Origin of the sequence: Variovorax cryoconiti, assembly GCF_051216395.1 — a bacterium.
Classification (GTDB): domain Bacteria; phylum Pseudomonadota; class Gammaproteobacteria; order Burkholderiales; family Burkholderiaceae_C; genus Variovorax.
This window is the reverse complement of sequence record NZ_JBPJZI010000014.1, coordinates 91,831-109,445: the sequence shown is the minus strand read 5'-3', so window position 1 is coordinate 109,445 and position 17,615 is coordinate 91,831. Positions and strand designations below refer to the sequence as shown.

15 protein-coding genes are annotated in these 17,615 nt (G+C 69.9%); 14 read left to right on the top strand and 1 reads right to left on the bottom strand.

The annotated features are described in order from the left end of the window. Positions 1–6: 6 nt before the first annotated feature. The 6 genes from phaC to ACSFA2_RS24250 all read left to right on the top strand — a co-directional run bounded on the left by phaC (position 7) and on the right by ACSFA2_RS24250 (position 6,348). On the top strand, positions 7–1,704 hold the full coding sequence (gene phaC / locus ACSFA2_RS24275) for a class I poly(R)-hydroxyalkanoic acid synthase (protein ID WP_435457890.1): 1,698 nt from the start codon (positions 7–9) through the stop codon (positions 1,702–1,704). 49 nt (positions 1,705–1,753) lie between these two features. Next, positions 1,754–2,932, top strand: a complete 1,179-nt coding sequence (locus tag ACSFA2_RS24270) for an acetyl-CoA C-acetyltransferase (RefSeq protein WP_435457889.1) — start codon at positions 1,754–1,756, stop codon at positions 2,930–2,932. Continuing rightward, positions 2,929–3,372 carry a PIN domain-containing protein gene (locus ACSFA2_RS24265; RefSeq protein ID WP_435457888.1) on the top strand — a complete coding sequence of 148 codons (444 nt, stop codon included), beginning with the start codon at positions 2,929–2,931 and terminating at the stop codon, positions 3,370–3,372. Before ACSFA2_RS24270 ends, ACSFA2_RS24265 begins: the two co-directional genes overlap by 4 nt. 94 nt (positions 3,373–3,466) lie before the next feature. Next, positions 3,467–4,540, top strand: coding sequence for an NAD/NADP octopine/nopaline dehydrogenase family protein (locus ACSFA2_RS24260; RefSeq protein WP_435457887.1), 1,074 nt, complete (start codon positions 3,467–3,469; stop codon positions 4,538–4,540). Next, a complete protein-coding gene (locus tag ACSFA2_RS24255) occupies positions 4,527–5,540 on the top strand; it encodes a 3-hydroxybutyryl-CoA dehydrogenase (protein ID WP_435457886.1) in 1,014 nt (337 codons plus the stop codon). The genes ACSFA2_RS24260 and ACSFA2_RS24255 overlap by 14 nt, the downstream gene beginning before the upstream one ends. 4 nt (positions 5,541–5,544) lie before the next feature. Continuing rightward, positions 5,545–6,348: an alpha/beta fold hydrolase gene (locus ACSFA2_RS24250; RefSeq protein ID WP_435457885.1), complete on the top strand. Its 804-nt coding sequence runs from the start codon at positions 5,545–5,547 to the stop codon at positions 6,346–6,348. 15 nt (positions 6,349–6,363) lie between these two features. Here ACSFA2_RS24250 and ACSFA2_RS24245 read toward each other — a convergent pair whose 3' ends face one another. Beyond that, entirely contained in the window at positions 6,364–6,867 is a 504-nt protein-coding gene (locus tag ACSFA2_RS24245; RefSeq protein ID WP_435457884.1) for a MarR family winged helix-turn-helix transcriptional regulator, read from the bottom strand. 74 nt (positions 6,868–6,941) lie between these two features. Between ACSFA2_RS24245 and ACSFA2_RS24240 the strand changes: the two genes are divergently transcribed. From ACSFA2_RS24240 to ACSFA2_RS24205, 8 genes are read left to right on the top strand one after another with little or no spacing between them, the layout of a single operon-like run. Continuing rightward, positions 6,942–9,128 (top strand): thiamine pyrophosphate-dependent enzyme, encoded by a 2,187-nt coding sequence (locus ACSFA2_RS24240; RefSeq protein WP_435457883.1) that lies wholly within the window; start codon positions 6,942–6,944, stop codon positions 9,126–9,128. A 35-nt stretch (positions 9,129–9,163) separates the two neighbouring features. Next, positions 9,164–10,669 (top strand): indolepyruvate oxidoreductase subunit beta family protein, encoded by a 1,506-nt coding sequence (locus tag ACSFA2_RS24235; protein WP_435457882.1) that lies wholly within the window; start codon positions 9,164–9,166, stop codon positions 10,667–10,669. An 18-nt stretch (positions 10,670–10,687) separates the two neighbouring features. Continuing rightward, the gene (locus ACSFA2_RS24230) at positions 10,688–11,683 is read left to right on the top strand and encodes a PDR/VanB family oxidoreductase (protein ID WP_435457881.1); all 996 of its coding nucleotides are present in this window, start codon (positions 10,688–10,690) and stop codon (positions 11,681–11,683) included. A gap of 33 nt (positions 11,684–11,716) precedes the next feature. Then, complete coding sequence (locus ACSFA2_RS24225) at positions 11,717–13,030, top strand: aromatic ring-hydroxylating dioxygenase subunit alpha (RefSeq protein WP_435457880.1); 1,314 nt, start codon at positions 11,717–11,719, stop codon at positions 13,028–13,030. Next, positions 13,030–13,539: an aromatic-ring-hydroxylating dioxygenase subunit beta gene (locus ACSFA2_RS24220; RefSeq protein WP_435457879.1), complete on the top strand. Its 510-nt coding sequence runs from the start codon at positions 13,030–13,032 to the stop codon at positions 13,537–13,539. The genes ACSFA2_RS24225 and ACSFA2_RS24220 overlap by 1 nt, the downstream gene beginning before the upstream one ends. An 18-nt stretch (positions 13,540–13,557) precedes the next feature. After that, positions 13,558–15,180, top strand: coding sequence for an AMP-binding protein (locus tag ACSFA2_RS24215; protein ID WP_435457878.1), 1,623 nt, complete (start codon positions 13,558–13,560; stop codon positions 15,178–15,180). Next, positions 15,180–16,355 (top strand): thiolase family protein, encoded by a 1,176-nt coding sequence (locus ACSFA2_RS24210; protein WP_435457877.1) that lies wholly within the window; start codon positions 15,180–15,182, stop codon positions 16,353–16,355. Before ACSFA2_RS24215 ends, ACSFA2_RS24210 begins: the two co-directional genes overlap by 1 nt. Then, positions 16,352–17,608: an SDR family NAD(P)-dependent oxidoreductase gene (locus tag ACSFA2_RS24205; RefSeq protein ID WP_435457876.1), complete on the top strand. Its 1,257-nt coding sequence runs from the start codon at positions 16,352–16,354 to the stop codon at positions 17,606–17,608. Before ACSFA2_RS24210 ends, ACSFA2_RS24205 begins: the two co-directional genes overlap by 4 nt. The last annotated feature ends 7 nt before the right edge of the window (positions 17,609–17,615 follow it).

Genomic DNA, 17,615 nt, shown 5'->3' with positions numbered 1-17,615 from the left:
GACTTCATGAAGCAACAGGCCCCATCCGCAGACGCCTTCGCACCATTTCAGCAGGCGCTGACGCAAGGCTGGCAGAAGGCCATCGATTCCTTGCCGTCGATGGGCGTCGCGGGCGCCGCGCCCGAGATGCCGCGACTCGCGTTCGCACCGGACAAGCTCAAGGCCATCCAGGAACAGTACGTCGCCGAAGCCGGTGAACTCTGGCGCCAGGGCTTTGCCGCCGCGCCGGCCGGCGACCGGCGCTTTTCCAATGAGGCGTGGACCGACAACCCGCTGTCGGCTTTCGCCGCGGCGGTGTATCTGCTCAATGCGCGCACCCTGCTCGGCATGGCCGATGCGATCGATACCGACGCCAAGACCCGCGCCCGCCTGCGCTTCGCCATCGAACAGTGGCTGGCGGCCTCGTCGCCCAGCAACTCGCTCGCCTTCAACGCCGAAGCCCAGCGCAAGGCGCTGGTCAGCCAGGGCGAGAGCATTGCCAAGGGCATCCAGAACCTGGTGCACGACGTCCGCCAGGGCCACCTGAGCATGACCGACGAGAGCGCCTTCGAGGTCGGCCGCAACGTCGCGACCACCGAAGGCGCGGTGGTGTTCGAGAACGAACTGTTCCAGCTGCTCGAATACAAGCCGCTGACCGCCAAGGTCTACGAGCGCCCCTTCCTGCTGGTGCCGCCGTGCATCAACAAGTTCTACATCCTCGACCTGCAGCCCGAGAACTCGCTGATCCGCTATGCGGTGGAGCAGGGCCACCGCGTGTTCGTGGTGAGCTGGCGCAACCCCGACGAGTCGATGCGCGAATTCACCTGGGACCGCTACATCGAGGACGCCGCGATCAAGGCCATCCACGTGGTGCAGGAGATCGGCGGGAGCAAGCAGATCAACGCGCTCGGCTTCTGCGTGGGTGGCACCATCCTGGGCACCGCGCTGGCCGTGCTGGCCGCACGTGGCGAGAAGCCGGCCGCCTCGGTCACGCTGCTGACCACGCTGCTGGACTTCACCGACACCGGCATCCTCGACATCTTCATCGACGAGGCGATGGTGCAGTTCCGCGAGATGCAGATGGGCAAGAGCGGCCTGCTGCCGGGCATGGACCTGTCGTCGACCTTCAGCTTCCTGCGGCCGAACGATCTGGTGTGGAACTACGTGGTCGGCAACTACCTCAAGGGCGAGACGCCGCCGCCCTTCGACCTGCTCTACTGGAACTGCGACGCCACCAACCTGCCGGGCCCGTTCTACGCCTGGTACCTGCGCAACACCTACCTCGAGAACAAGCTGGCGGTGCCGAACGCGTTGACGGTGTGCGGCGAGAAGATCGATCTCGGCCGCATCGACATCCCGGCCTACGTCTACGGCTCGCGCGAAGACCACATCGTGCCGATCGGCGGCGCTTACGCATCGACTCAATTGCTGAGTGGCAAGAAGCGCTTCGTCATGGGCGCGTCGGGCCACATCGCCGGCGTGATCAACCCGCCCGCGAAGAAGAAGCGCAGCCACTGGATCCGCGCCGATGGCCAACTGCCGGCCACGCAGGCCGAATGGCTGGCCGGTGCCGTCGAGCATCCGGGCAGCTGGTGGACCGACTGGTCGCAGTGGCTCAAGCCGCTCGGCGGGAAGCAGATCGCCGCACCCAAGGCGTATGGCAAGGGTCGCGCCTACCAGGCGAGCGAACCGGCGCCGGGCAGCTACGTCAAGGCGAAGGCCTGACAGCGCGCATCCGAAGAATCCTCACTCACATCACGCAACGGAGAACTCCATGGAAGACATCGTCATCGTTTCCGCCACGCGCACGGCCGTCGGCAAGTTCGGCGGCTCGCTCGCCGGCATTCCCGCCACCGAGCTCGGCGCCCTCGTGATCAAGGAAGCGCTGGCGCGCGCCAAGCTGTCGCCCGAGCAGATCGGCGAAGCCATCATGGGCCAGGTGCTGGCCGCGGGCGTCGGCCAGAACCCGGCCCGCCAGGCCTGGCTCAAGAGCGGCGGCGTGAAGGAAACGCCGGCGCTCACCATCAACGCCGTGTGCGGCTCGGGCCTGAAGGCCGTGATGCTGGCCGCGCAGGCCATCGCCACCGGCGACAGCGAGATCGTCGTCGCCGGCGGCCAGGAAAGCATGAGCCTGGCGCCGCACGTGCTGCCCAATTCGCGCAACGGCCAGCGCATGGGCGACTGGAAGCTGGTCGACACCATGATCGTCGACGGCTTGTGGGACGTGTACAACCAGTACCACATGGGCATCACGGCCGAGAATGTGGCCAAGAAGTACGAGATCAGCCGCGACGCGCAGGACGAACTGGCGCTGGGCAGCCAGACCAAGGCCGCCGCCGCGCAGGACGCCGGCAGGTTCAAGGACGAGATCACCGCCGTCACCATCCCGCAGAAGAAGGGCGACCCGGTCGTCTTCGAACAGGACGAGTTCATCAACCGCAAGTCGAGCGCCGAAGGCCTGGCCGCGCTGCGCCCTGCCTTCGACAAGGCCGGCGGCGTGACGGCCGGCAATGCCTCGGGCCTGAACGACGGCGCCGCTGCCGTGGTCGTGATGTCGGCGAAGAAGGCGGCCGCACTCGGCCTCACGCCGCTGGGCCGCATCGCCAGCTACGCCACCGCCGGCCTCGACCCGGCCATCATGGGCATGGGCCCGGTGCCGGCGTCGACCAAGGCGCTGCAGCGCGCCGGCTGGAAGGCCGCCGACCTCGACCTGCTCGAGATCAACGAGGCCTTCGCGGCCCAGGCCTGCGCGGTGAACCGCGAGATGGGCTGGGACGTGAGCAAGGTCAACGTGAACGGCGGCGCCATCGCCATCGGCCACCCGATCGGCGCGTCCGGCTGCCGCATCCTGGTGACGCTGCTGCACGAGATGCAGCGCCGCGACGCCAAGAAGGGCATCGCCTCGCTGTGCATCGGCGGCGGCATGGGCGTGGCATTGACGATCGAGCGTTGAGCGCGGCGCCGGCGGGGGGCGCGAGCCCCATCGTCATCGACACCAACATCGTCCTCGACCTCCTGGTCTTCGACGACCCGCGCTGGGCCCCGCTGCGTGCGGCGCTCGCGGCGGGCGCGTTGCGCTGGCTGGCGACGGCGCCCATGCGCGACGAACTGCTGCGCGTACTCGGCTACCCGCTGATCGCGCGGCGCCTTCAGAAAGACGCACGGCAGGCCGACGCGGTGATGGCCGCCTTCGACGCGCAGGTGCACACCGTGACGGACGTGCCGGCCCGCGCACGCTTCGTCTGCAAGGACCCGGACGACCAGATCTTCATCGACCTCGCCGTGGCCGAGGCGGCGCAGTTGCTCAGCAAGGACCAGGCGGTGCTGTCGATGCGCAAGCGGCTGGCGACCCTCGGGGTGGACGTGACCCCGACGTTCCCGGCGCCTGCATGAACCGTTGACACATAAACATTTGAAAAGTAATGTACTGACGCCGGGTCGTCGGTAGCACCGACGTCCTCCTTTCCTCGTCAAGGAGTGCGTGTACATGAAGATTGCCGTCCTGGGCGGTGGCCATGGCTGTTATGCCGCGGCCGCCGATCTCTCCGAATCTGGTCACGAGGTCCGGCTGTGGCGCCGCGATGCGGCGGCCCTTTCCGCGGTGCAAGAGGCGGGCTCGATCCGCCTGAAGGACGCCGATGGTGCGCGCGACGTGCCGATCGCGCTGGCCACCGCCGACATCGGTGCCGCGCTGCGCGAGGCCGAACTCATCGTGGTGCCGTCCCCGGCCGTCGCACAGGCCGACATCGCACGTGCGATGGCACCGCACCTGGCCGACGGCCAGGTGGTGTTCCTGCCGCCGGGCACCTTCGGCAGCGTGGTGATGGCCGGGCTGGTGCGCGAGGCGGGCAGCCGCGCGGACGTGGCCTGGGCCGAGACCGGCACGCTGCCCTACCTGGCGCGCAAGCACGGCGAGCGCGAGGTGAACCTCACCATCCGCGCGCTGCGGCTGCCCACCGGGGTCTACCCGGCGCGCCAGGCCGACACCGCCATCGCGGTGATCCGCCAGGCCTACCCCAGCGTGCACGGCTGCGGCGACGCGCTGTCGGGCGCGCTGATGAATGCCGGCCCGATCATCCACCCGCCGCTGATGGTGATGAACGCGGCGCCGCTGCAGCACTTCGAGCGCTGGGACATCCACAACGAAGGCACGCAGCCGTCGGTGCGCGCCGTCACCGACCAGCTCGACCAGGAGCGCATCGCGGTGCGCGAGGCCTTCGGCTATGGCGGCCCGCACTATCCGCTGCGCGACCACTACGACAACGATCGCTGGATGTACGGCGATGCCCACAAGAAGCTGGTGAAGTCGGGCGACTGGCGCGAGCACATCGACCTGCACACGCATCGCTACATCACCGAGGACACGGTGCTGGGCCTGGCCTTCCTGGCCTCGGCGGCACGCCATGCGGGTGTCGATGCACCGATCGCGCACGGCCTGCTGGCCATCGTCGGCGGCTTCCTCGGGCGCGACCTGCGCCAAGGGCCGCGCAGCTTCGAGGCGCTCGGCCTGGCTGGGCTCGCGCCGGAGGCGCTCCAGGCGCGGCTGCATGACGGCACCTGAGCCCGCGGCGCCGCCGCCACGCTTCGCCGCCGTGGGGGCCGGCCGCATGGGCCGCGGCATCGCGATCGCCTTCGCCTATGCCGGGTACCGCGTGGCTTTGATCGACCTGCGCGAGCGCACCCCCGAGGCCTGGCGCACGCTGCACGACGAGGCACGTGCCGAGATCACGGGCAGCCTGGCCGGCTTGGCACGGCTCGGCGTGGTCGACGCGGCACAGGTCGATGTGATCGCCGCACGGGTGGAGATGTTCGACGCGAACGGCGCGGCGGCTGCACTGGCCGGTGCGGAACTGGTGTTCGAAGGCGTGCCCGAAACCCTGGCGGCCAAGCGCGAGGCCTTCGCCCACATCAACGCGCACTGCCGCCCCGATGCCATCCTCACCTCGACCACCAGCAGCATCCTGGTCACGCAGATTGCCGAATTCGTCGAGCGGCCCGAGCGCTTCCTGAACATCCACTGGCTCAACCCGGCCTACCTGATTCCGGTCGTCGAGCTGAGCCACCATGCCGGCACCGATCCCGTGGTGCTGGCACGCGCCAAGGCGTTGATGGAATCGATCGGCAAGCTGCCGGTGGTCTGCGGGCCGACGCCCGGCTACATCGTGCCGCGGCTGCAGGCACTGGTGATGAACGAGGCGGCGCGGATGATCGAGGAGGGCGCGGCCACGGCCGAGGAGATCGACAAGGCCACCCGCTTCGGCCTCGGCCTGCGTTTTGCCGCGCTTGGCGTGGTGGAGTTCATCGACTTCGGCGGCGCGGACATCCTGCACCACGCCAGCCGCGAGATGTCGGCGTCGATCGATGCCGAGCGCTACCGCGCGCCGGCCATCCTCGGCCGGATGATGGACGAGGGCCGGCTCGGGCTGAAGACCGGCAGCGGCTTCTACGACTACGCCGGTCGCGACGTCGGCGCCTACCGGGCCGACGTGCTGCTGCGCACCCTCGGCATGCTCCGTCACGCGGGGCTGTGGCAGCCGCCGGCCGAGCACACCCGGGACTGAGGCCGTGCCGCCGATCCGCCGCGCCTTCGCGGACCTCTCCGTCGGGCAGGTGCACTACGCGCACTGTGGCGATGCCGAACGGCCCGTGGTGCTGCTGCTCCACCAGACGCCGCGCAGCTGGGCCGAGTACCGCGCGGTGCTGCCGCTGCTGGGCCTGCGCTACCGCGCGATCGCGATGGACACCGTCGGCTTCGGCGACTCCTGCGCACCGCCCTGGCCGCCGAGCATCGAGGCCTGGGCCGCGGTGGCGGTGGAACTGCTCGATGCGCTGGGCATCGCGCGCACGCATGTCGTGGGGCACCACACCGGCGGCGTGATTGCTGTGGAGCTGGCGGCCGCGCACGCCGCGCGTGTGGGACGGCTGGTGCTCTCCTCGACGCCCTACACCGACGCGGCCTTCCGGCTCGCGCGGGCCGGAAGGCCGCCGATCGACGAGGTGGCGCCCAGCGAGGACGGCACGCACCTCGCCGCGTTGTGGCAGAAGCGCCAGGGCTTCTACCCGGCGCAGCGGCCCGATCTGCTGGAGGCCTTCGTGGCGGATGCGCTCAAGCTGTCCGGCCCGCTCGAGGGCGGCCACCGCGCGGTGGCGCAATACCGCATGGAGGACCGCATCGCCCAGGTGCGCCAGCCCACGCTCGTCCTGCGCGCGCCGTCCGACCCCTTCGCATCGCCGCACGCGGCCGAACTGGCCGCACACCTGGCCGATGCGCGCATCGTCGACATCGAAGGCGGCATGGTGCCGCTGCCGGACCAGCTGCCCGAGGCCTTCGCCCAGGCGGTGATCGACTTCCTCGACGCCGCACACTGAGGCGCGCCCGGCCGCTCAGTCGTCGTCGTCCGTCACCTCGGACGCGGCGTTCTCGTGCAGTTCGATCATGCGTCGCAGCGTGTTCTTCAAGGCCTCGGCGCTCTGGAGGCCGAAGGGCTCGAGCACGCGCCGCTCGTGCTCGGTGGCCAGTTCCGTCAGCTGCGCCACCGTGCGCTCGCCGTCGTCGGTGATGCGCACCAGCGTGATGCGGCGGTCACTGTCGTGGGGCAGGCGTTCGACATGGCCCTTGGCCGCCATGCGGTCGAGCATGCGCGTGACGGTCGGCTGCTTCATCACCGCGACCTGCGCCAGGCGGCCGATGCTCAGCGCCTGGCCCCCGGCCAGCGAGGCCATGACCCGCCACTCCGACACCGAAAAACCGTGTTCCCGCGCGACCTTGTGGAACTCCGAAGAGATCAGGTGGCTGGCTTGGGCCAGCAGCGCCGGCAGGTAGTCATCGACGAAGCGCCGCGGCACGGTCGGGGCCGGCACAGTGCTTGCTTGTCTAGGGTTATTCATGATTGTGGATAGATTCACATCTAAAGAATATACGCCCATCGTGCCTCGTGGCATGGGGGCTTCCAAGGAGCATCATGGCTGAACGTTCGTTTGTCGAAGAGGTCAAGAAGCTGCGGCTCGGCGCTGGCGAGGTCTTCAGCGGCGAAGGCATCCTGGCGGTGACCAAGGCGCTGCTCGAATCGGGCGTGGCCTACGTCGCCGGCTACCAGGGCGCACCGATCTCCCACCTGATGGACGTGCTGGCCGACGCGCAGGACATCCTGGCCGAGCAGGGCATCCGCTTCGAGAACAGCGCCAGCGAAGCGACCGCGGCCGCCACGCTGGCCGCGTCGGTCAACTACCCGCTGCGCGGTGCCGTCACCTTCAAGGCAACCGTCGGCACCAATGTCGCCTCCGACGCACTGGCCAACCTGGCCTCCGGCGGCGTCACCGGCGGTGCGCTGGTGATCGTGGGCGAGGACTACGGCGAGGGCTCCTCGATCATGCAGGAGCGCAGCCATGCCTTCGCGATGAAGTCGCAGATCTGGATGCTCGACCCGCGGCCCAACCTGCCGTCGATCGTCGAGGCGGTGAAGCAGGGCTTCGAGCTGTCCGAAGCGAGCCACACGCCGGTCATGCTGCAGCTGCGCATCCGTGCCTGCCATGTGCACGGGCAGTTCGTCGCCTCCGACAACCGCGCGCCCTCGTTCACCTTGAAGCAGGCGCTCGAGCAGCCGCAGCGCGACGTCTCGCGCATCGTGCTGCCGCCAGCGAGCTTCGTGCACGAACAGGAGAAGGTGAAGGACCGCTGGCCTGCGGCAGTGCGCTTCATCGAAGAACGCGGGCTCAACGAGTTCTTCGCCGAGGACGCGGGCGACCTCGGCATCATCGTGCAGGGCGGCAGCTACAACACGCTGATGCGCGCACTCGAGCGCGTCGGCCTGGCCGACGTCTACGGCAACTCGCAGGTGCCGCTCTATGTGATGAACGTCGCCTACCCGGTGATCGACAGCGAGGTCGTGCGCTTCTGCCAAGGCAAGCGCGCGGTGCTGCTGGTGGAAGAGGGCCAGCCCAACTTCGTCGAGCAGAACGTGGCCACGCTGCTGCGCCAGGCCGGCTGCGGCACCGCGCTGCACGGCAAGGACCTGCTGCCGGTGGCCGGGGAATACACCGCGGCGGTGCTGCTGAAGGCGACGCGCGCCTTCTTCGAGCGCTACGAGCGCATCGCGCCGGTGCCGGTCGTGCCGGTGGCGCGAAAGGTGATCCCGCTGACGGCGGTGGCGTCGATCGGCGTCGACCAGGCGCCGGAGCCGGCGCTCGCCGCGATCGACGACACGGTGCATGCCCGGCCACCGGGCTTCTGCACCGGCTGCCCGGAGCGGCCGATCTTCAGCGCCATCAAGCTGGTCGAGCGCGAACTCGGCACGCACCACATCAGCGCCGACATCGGCTGCCACCTGTTCTCCATCCTGCCGCCCTTCAACCTCGGCAACACCACCATGGGCTACGGGCTCGGCGCGGCCGGTGCCGCGGCGCTCAACGTGCCGGCGGGCAAGCGCGCCATCTCGGTGATGGGCGACGGCGGCTTCTGGCACAACGGCCTGACGAGCGGCATCGCCAACGCGGTCTTCAACCGCAGCGACAACCTCACCATCGTGGTCGACAACAACTACACGTCGGCGACGGGCGGCCAGGACATCCTGTCGTCGACCGCGCACAACCCCACGCGCAGCACCGGCCACGAGATCGAGCAGGCGGTGCGCGGCGTGGGCGTCAAGTGGGTCAAGACGATTCGCCGCACCTACGACGTGGCCGGCATGCGGCGGCTGCTGCGCGAGGCGCTCACCACCGGCGAGAAGGGCCCGAAGGTGCTGATCGCGCAGTCCGAATGCATGCTCAACAAGCAGCGCCGCGAGAAGCCGCTGGTGCGCAAGGCCGTCGCCGCTGGCCAGCGCGTGGTGCGCGAGAAGTTCGGTGTCGACCCGGACACCTGCACCGGCGACCACTCCTGCATCCGCCTGTCGGGCTGTCCCTCTCTCTCCATCAAGGCGAATCCCGATCCGCTGCGCACCGACCCGGTGGCGCATGTGCTCGACAGCTGCGTGGGCTGCGGCAACTGCGGCGACGTCTCGCATGCGGCGGTGCTCTGCCCGTCGTTCTACAAGGCGCAGATCGTGAGCAACCCGAGCTGGTGGGACCGTGCCCGCGACCGGGTCGGCGGTGCCGTGGTCGGCTGGCTGCAGCGCGCCGAAGCGCGGCGGCGCGACCGATACGCCTTCTGACGCCTGCAGACAAGAACACCAGAACAACGCCCACGATGAACCCGGCACAACCTATCAAGATCGCGATCCTCGCCATGGGCGGCGAGGGCGGCGGCGTGCTCGCCGACTGGATCGTCGACCTCGGCGAGCACTGCGGCTACATCGCGCAGACCACCTCGGTGCCCGGCGTCGCGCAGCGCACCGGCGCGACCATCTACTACGTCGAACTGTTCCCCGAAGCGCGCGCCCGGGCCGACGGCGGCCGTCCGGTGCTGGCGCTGATGCCGCTGCCAGGCGACGTCGACGTGGTGCTCGCCTCGGAGCTGATGGAGACGGGCCGCGCGGTGCAGCGCGGCCTCGTCACCGCCGACCGGACCACGCTGATCGGCTCCACCCACCGCGTGTACTCGATCGCCGAGAAGTCGGCGATGGGCGACGGCCGGGTCGACGGCGCCCAACTGGAGCGCCAGGCCGACCGCGCCGCCAAGCGCTACATCCGCTTCGACATGGCCGAGGCGGCCGAGCGAGCCGGCAGCGTGATCAGTGCGGTGCTCTTCGGTGCGCTCGCCGGCGCCGGCGTGCTGCCCTTCAGCCGGGCCCAGTTCGAAGCCACCGTCGAACGCGGCGGTGTCGGCGTGAAGCCGAGCCTGAAGGCCTTCGGTGCTGCCTTCGACCGTGCGCAGCAGGGCGACGCGCCAGCGGCCACCGGCGCCCCCACGGCCGCCGCAGCGCCGCCGCAGCCGCGCCATGCGGCGGTGCGGGCGCTCGTCGAACGGGTGCAGCAGCGCTTTCCCGCCGGGTCGCAGGCGCTGCTGCTCGAAGGCGTGCGCCGGCAGATCGACTACCAGGACATCGGCTACGCCGAAACCTACCTCGACCGGCTCGCGCCCTTCTATGAACGCACGACCGACGACGGCACGCGCCTGGCCGACGCCGTCGCGCGGCATCTGGCGCTCTGGATGTCGTACGAGGACACCGCCCGCGTCGCTGCCCTGAAGACCCGCGCCACCCGTTTCGACCGGGTGCGCGAGGAGTCGCGGGTGCAGCCCGGCCAGGTGATGGCGATCCACGAGTACATGCATCCGCGGCTGCAGGAGATCTGCGAGACGCTGCCGGGCGGCATCGGCCGCTGGCTGGCCGACTCCGGCCTGCCGCGCCGCCTGGTCGAGCGGCTGACGCAGGAGGGGCGGGTGGTACGCACCAGCTCGCTGGGCGGCTACCTGCTGCTGCGGGCGGTGGCGAGCGCACGCCGCTGGCGCCGCTCGACCGTCCGCTTCGCGCAGGAGAACGCCTTGATCGAGGCCTGGCTGGCGCGCATCGCCCAGGCCGCGGTGCGCAACTCGCAACTGGCCGTCGAGATCGCGGAATGCCAGCGGCTCGTCAAGGGCTACAGCGACACCCACGAGCGCGGTCTGCGCAACTACACGCTGGTGATGGATGCCGCCGAACGCGCCGGCCCCCAACTGGCACCCGCCACCTTGCGCGAGTTGCGCGATGCCGCGCTGGCCGACGAGCACGGCGACCGCCTGCGCGCCGCACTCGCGCGCCATGCGCTGGCCTGAGTTCGAGGAACGCCGCCCATGTCGCATCCCGTCACCGCCCAGCTCACCGTCCGCGTCGCCGAGGCGGCCCTGCTCAATCCGCTGATCCGCCAGTTCCGCCTGGAGGCGGTCGACGGCGCGCCGCTGCCCGGCTTCGAGCCCGGCGCGCATGTGCGGGTGCAGGTGACGCTACCCGATGGCCGCAGCGACTGGCGCCACTATTCGCTGATCGACACCGACGGCCGACCCGCCACGACCGCGGCGCCCGGGGCCTACCGCATCGCCGTGCGCCGCGAGGCCGATGGCCGCGGCGGCTCGCGCTTCATGCACGAGCACGTGCAGCCCGGCGCACTGCTGCAGATCGAGGCGCCGAAGAACGACTTCCCGCTGGACGCGCCCGGCGGCGCCACCGTGCTGGTGGCCGGCGGCATCGGCGTGACGCCGCTCATCGCGATGGCCGCGCGCCGCGTGGCCGAAGGCGCGCCGGTGCGCATGCACTACGCCGGACGCAGTCGCGACCTGATGGCCTTCCTGCCCGAACTGACCGAGCTGCTGGGTGAACGGCTGTCGGTGCATGCCGACGCCGAGGCCGGCCGGCCGCTCGACATTGCGGCACTGCTCGGCGCCTGCAGCGCCGAGGACCACCTCTACCTCTGCGGCCCGAAGGTGATGCTCGACACGGTGCTGGCTGCCACGCAGGCGCGCGGCTGGCCGACCGGGCGGGTGCATTTCGAGCTCTTCACCGAGCCGGTGGTGGAGGAGGGCGACCGGCCGTTCGAGGTCGAACTGGCACAGTCGGGCCAGCGCTTCACCGTGGCGGCCGACCAGAGCCTGCTCGACTGCCTGATCGAGAACGGCTGCGACCCGATGTTCGACTGCAAGCGCGGCGAATGCGGCGTCTGTGCCGTGCCGGTGATCGACGGCGAGATCGACCACCGCGATTACGTGCTGAGCGCCCGCGAGAAGGCCGAGGGCAACGTGATGCAGATCTGCATCTCGCGCGCCAAGGGCGCCCGCCTGGTGCTCGACCTCTGACGCGATGCAAGGCACTGAACGAGGACCCACACGATGACGACCTACCGAGGCAACCCCGACGCCGTTCGCGCATTGGTGCAGCCCGACCGCGTGCACCGCGACCTGTACATCAGCCAGGAACTGTTCGAACTCGAACAGGAGCACTTCTTCGCCAACACCTGGAACTACGCCGGCCACGACAGCCAGCTGCCCGAGCCCGGCGACTACATCCGGGTGGAGATCGCCGGCCGGCCGCTGATCGTGGTGCGCCACACCGACCGCTCGGTGCGGGTGCTGATGAACCGCTGCGCCCACAAGGGCTCGCAGCTGGTGAACGCGCCCTGCGGCAACACCGGCAAGTTCTTCCGCTGCCCCTACCACGCCTGGACCTTCCGCACCGACGGCTCGCTGCTGGCGATCCCGCTGAAGAACGGCTACGAAGGCACGCAGCTGCACGACTGCGAATCCGGCAAGGGCCTGGTCACCGTGAAGAACGTGCGGCTGTACCGCGGCTTCATCTTCGTGAAGATCAACGACGTGGGGCCGGACTTCGAGAGCTACTTCGGCGACTCGCTCAGCTCGATCGACAACATGGCCGACCGCTCGCCCGAGGGCGAACTGGAGATCGCCGGTGGCTGCCTGCGCTTCATGCACCCCTGCAACTGGAAGATGTTCGTCGAGAACCTGAACGACACCATGCATCCGATGGTGGCGCACGAATCGTCCGCCGGCACCGCCAAGGCGATGTGGGCCGGCCAGCCGGCCGACGCGCCCAAGCCGATGGCCATCGAGCAGTTCGTGCCCTTCATGTCCGACTACAAGTTCTTCGAGGACATGGGCGTGCGCACGTACGACAACGGCCACAGCTTCACCGGCGTGCACTTCAGCATCCACAGCAAGTACAAACCCATTCCCGCGTACGACGACGCGATGAAGGCGAAGTACGGCGAGGAGAAGACGGCGCAGATCCTCGGCATGGCGCGGCACAACACCGTGTACTACCCGAACCTGACGATCAAGGGCGCGATCCAGTCGATCCGCGTGGCGCGGCCGATCGCGGCCGACCGCACGCTGGTCGAGAGCTGGACCTTCCGCCTGAAGGGCGCGCCCGACGAGCTGCTGCAGCGCACCACCATGTACAACCGCCTCATCAACTCCCCCTTCTCGGTGGTGGGCCACGACGACCTGCAGGCCTACCGCGGCATGCAGGCCGGCCTGCATGCCAGCGGCAACGACTGGGTCAGCCTGCACCGCAACCACGATGCGGCCGAGGTCCGCGGCGGCGAGATCACCACCGTGGGCACCAGCGAGCTGCCCATGCGCAACCAGTACCGCGCCTGGAGCCGCTACATGACGGAGACCATGTGATGGCGGCGGACATCGATATCTCCAGTCCCACGGCACCGGCGCGCGAGGCGCTGATCGACTTCGTGGTGCGCGAGGCGCGCCTGCTCGACGAGCGGGCGTACGACGCCTGGAACGCACTCTTCACCGACGACGCCTTCTACTGGATCCCGCTGGTGCCCGACCAGCCGGACGGCATCCACCACACCTCGCACCTGTACGAAGACAAGCTGCTGCGCGACCTGCGCATCGAGCGGCTCAAGAGCCCGCGGGCCTTCTCGCAGCAGCCGCCGAGCCGCTGCCACCACCTGCTGCAGGTGCCCACCGTCGAAGTCTATGAACCGTCGGCCAACCGCTACGTGCTGCGCACCGAATTCCACTACACCGAGTCGCAGGGCGACGAGCTGCAGTTCTACGTCGGCACCTGCTTCCACCACCTGACCGTGGTCGACGGTGCGCTGCGCATGACGCTCAAGCGGGTCAACCTGCTCAATTGCGACGCGGCGTTGCCCGCGGTGCAGCTCTTCCTTTGAGCCTCTGAGCACCGCCCGATGCACACTGTCCACGACGCCTTCGCCACCACCGCGGCCCGCACGCCCGGGGCCGACTTCCTGTTCACCGAAGCCGTCACCGCGGCGGCCTACGGCATCGCGCCGGGCGCCATCGCATGGGGCGCTGCCGCGGCCGAGGTCGAACGGCTGCGCGCCGGCTACGCGGCGGCCGGCTACGGCCACGGCCACCGCGTGGCGCTGCTGCTGGAGAACCGGCCGGCTTTCCTGTTCCACTGGTTCGCGCTGAATGCGTTGGGTGCCAGCGTGGTGCCGGTGAATGCCGACATGCGCTCGGCCGAGCTGAGCTACCTGATCGGCCATAGCGAGGTCGTCTTGGCGGTGACGCTGCCCGAGCGGGCCGCCGACCTGCGCAGCGCCGCCGCGCAGGCCGGCGTGGTCGCCTTCGCCACCATGGCGCTCGACGGCCCGGTGCCGTCCGCCACCACCGCGCCGCCACGCGCCGACGAGCCGGTGGGCGCGGGCACCGAATGCGCGCTGCTCTACACCTCGGGCACCACCGGCCGGCCCAAGGGCTGCATCCTGTCGAACACCTACTTCCTGAACGCCGGCCGCTGGTACGCCGCGCTCGACGGCGTGTGCAGCATCCGGCCCGACACCGAGCGCGTGATGACGCCGCTGCCGCTGACGCACATGAACGCGATGGCCTGCTCGACCATGGTGGTGCTGGTCGCTGGCGGCTGCCTGGTGCAGCTCGACCGCTTCCATCCGCGCAGCTGGCTGCAGAGCGCGCGCGACAGCGGTGCGACGGTGGTGCACTACCTGGGCGTGATGCCGGCGATGCTGCTGTCGGCGCCGCCGTCGCCGGCCGACCGTGACCATGCCATCCGCTGGGCCTTCGGCGCCGGCGTCGACCCCAAGCACCACGCCGCCTTCGAGGAACGCTTCGGCTTCCCGCTGGTGGAGGCCTGGGCCATGACCGAGACCGGCGTGGCCGCCTGCATCATGGCCAACCGCGAACCGCGCCTGGTCGGCCGCGCCTGCTTCGGCCGCCAGCCCGACTTCGTCGAAGTGCGGCTGGTCGACGATGCCGGCCAACCCAGTGCCGCGGACGCGCCGGGCGAGCTGTGGGTGCGCTCGGCCGGCGACGATCCGCATCGTGCCTTCTTCTCCGGCTACCTGAAGGACGAGGCGGCGACCGCCGAGGCCTGGGCCGACGGCTGGTTCCACACCGGCGACCTGGTGTGCCGGGATGCCGAAGGCAACTTCTTCTTCGTCGACCGCAAGAAGAACGTCATCCGCCGCAGTGGCGAGAACATCTCTGCCGTCGAGGTCGAGAGCGTGCTGAACCAGCACCCCGCGGTGAAGGCCTCAGCCGTCGCCGCCACGCCCGACGCGGTGCGCGGCGACGAGGTGCTCGCCTGCATCGTGCTCAAGGAACCGGCCGACGCGCAGCGCCAGCCGGCGATCGCGGCCGACATCGTGGCGCACGCGCTGGCCCAGCTCGCCTATTACAAGGCGCCGGGCTATGTCGCCTTCGTCGATGCGCTGCCGCTCACCCCGTCGCAGAAGATCCAGCGCGGTGAGCTGCGCGTGCTCGCGCAGGCCCTGCCGACGCAACCGCACTGTGTCGACACGCGTGCCATGAAGAAGAGGCAGGCGTGATGGCTCCATCGAAACGCAGTTCCTACGACGGCGTGGCGGTGGCCGTGCCCATCACCGTGCCCTACGTGCGCTACGCCACCGAGGGCGCCCACTGGTTCATCGGCCGGGCGCTCGATGCGCTGGTGCGCGGCGCCGGCGTCGCGAAGGAAGACATCGACGGCCTGTCGCTCAGCAGCTTCTCGCTCGCGCCCGACACGGCCGTGGGCGTGACGCAGCACCTGGGCCTGTCGCCGCGCTGGCTCGACCATGTGCCGACCGGCGGCGCATCGGGCGTGATGTGCCTGCGGCGCGCCGCGCGCGCGGTGCAGGCGGGCGATGCCGACATCGTCGCCTGCATCGGTGCCGACACCAACCACGTCGACTCCTTCCGTCAGACGCTCGGTAGCTTCAGCAACTTCGCCCGCGACGCCAGCTATCCGTACGGCTCCGGCGGCCCGAACTCGATCTTCGCGATGATCACCGCGAACTACATGCGCCAGTACGGCGCGACGCGCGAGGACTTCGGCCGCATCTGCGTCGACCAGCGCACCAATGCGCTGGGCAACCCGAACGCCATGTTCAAGAAGGCGCTCACGCTCGACGAGTACATGGCCGCGCGCCCGATCTCCGACCCGATCCACCTGTTCGACTGCGTGATGCCCTGCGCCGGCGCCGATGCCTTCCTGGTGATGAGCGAGGCGCGCGCCCGCGACCTCGGCCTGGCGCATGTCGTGGTGCGCGGCGCCATCGAGCGCCACAACGCCTTCTCCGACGATCCGGTGATGGTGCGCGGCGGCTGGCTGCAGGACCGCGACGACCTCTATGCGCAGGCCGGCGTCGGCCCCGCTGCGCTCGACTTCGTCCAGACCTACGACGACTACCCGGTGATCGTGATGATGCAGTTCGAGGACCTCGGCTTCTGCGACAAGGGCGAGGGCCCGGCCTTCGTGCGGTCGCACACCATGGCCTTCGACGGCAGCTTCCCGAACAACACCAGCGGCGGGCAACTGTCGGCGGGGCAGGCGGGCGCGGCGGGTGGTTTCCTCGGCATGGTCGAGGCGATCCGTCAACTCACCGGCCAGGCCGGCGCGCGCGCCGTGCCGGATGCACAACTGGGTCTTGTCGCCGGCTTCGGCATGGTGACGTATGACCGCTGCCTGTGCACGGGCGCCGTCATCCTCGGGAGATCCGCATGACCATGCCGATGATGCGTCCCCCGCGCAAGAACCCGGTGCTGCGCACCCGGCAGATGAACCTGCCGCCCGGCGCGCGCGGCCGCGTGGCGCTCGGCCTCACGGCCGCCGCGGCCGAGGGCCGATTCGAACTCCAGACCTGCGACGAGTGCGGCACGGTGCAGTACCCGCCGCGCGAGGTCTGCCACCGTTGCCTCTCGACCGCGCTGCGCTGGCGCGTGCAGGGCGGCGAGGGCGAACTGCTCGGCAGCACCACGCTGCATCACAGCAACGACCTGTTCTTTCGCGAGCGACTGCCCTGGCGGCTCGGCCTGGTACGGCTCGACGCCGGCCCTACGCTCATGGTCCACCTGCACGGCGAGGTCGGCGAGGCGCCGCAGCGCGTGTGCGTGGGCGCCCATCTCGATCGCGCGGGCCAGGCCGTGCTCATCGGTTTCCCGAAGGAAGGAAGTGCCCATATGGCCGACGACAAGATGCTGCGCGAGATGACCAGCGACCCCAAGTTCCGCAAGGTGCTGGTGACGGACGGCAAGACCGAGACCGGCCAGGCCCTGGTGCGCGCGCTGGTCAAGGCCGGCGCCGACCTCGTCTGGGTCGGCCATGCCGAGCCGTGGAAGAAGATGGGCGACGGCCTGGACGACATCTCCACGCTGCCGCAGGTGACGCTGGTCCCGCTGGATTTGACCAACGGGCGGCAGGTGACCGAGCTGGCGGCCTCCATCGGCGGCAAGGTCGACATCGTGATCAACAACGCCGAGGTGCACCGCACCTTCGGCATCGGCGCGCGCCGCGGCACCGACGTGGCCAAGGCCGAGATGGACGTCAACTACTTCGGCCTGCTGCGCCTGGCGCAGGAGTTCGGCCCGGCGCTCAAGGGCCGTTCGGCCGACGGCCCCACCGGCGCCACGGCCTGGGTCAACCTGCTGTCGATCTACGCGCTCGCGAACTTCCCGCCGCACGGCACCTTCAGCGCGTCGAAGGCGGCGGCCCATTCGCTGGCGCAGTGCCTGCGCGCCGAGATGCGCCCCGCGGGCATCCGTGTGGTGAACGTGTTCCCCGGCCCGATCGACGACGACTGGAACCAGCACACGCCGCCGCCCAAGCTCGCGCCCGCCACGCTGGCCAGTGCCATCGTCAAGGCGCTGCGCGACGGGGTGGAAGACATCTACCCCGGCGACGTGGCGCAGGAATGGCTGGAGCGCTGGCGCGACAACCCCAAGGTGCTGGAACGCGAACTCGCCAACGGCGGCAGCTGAGAGCAGG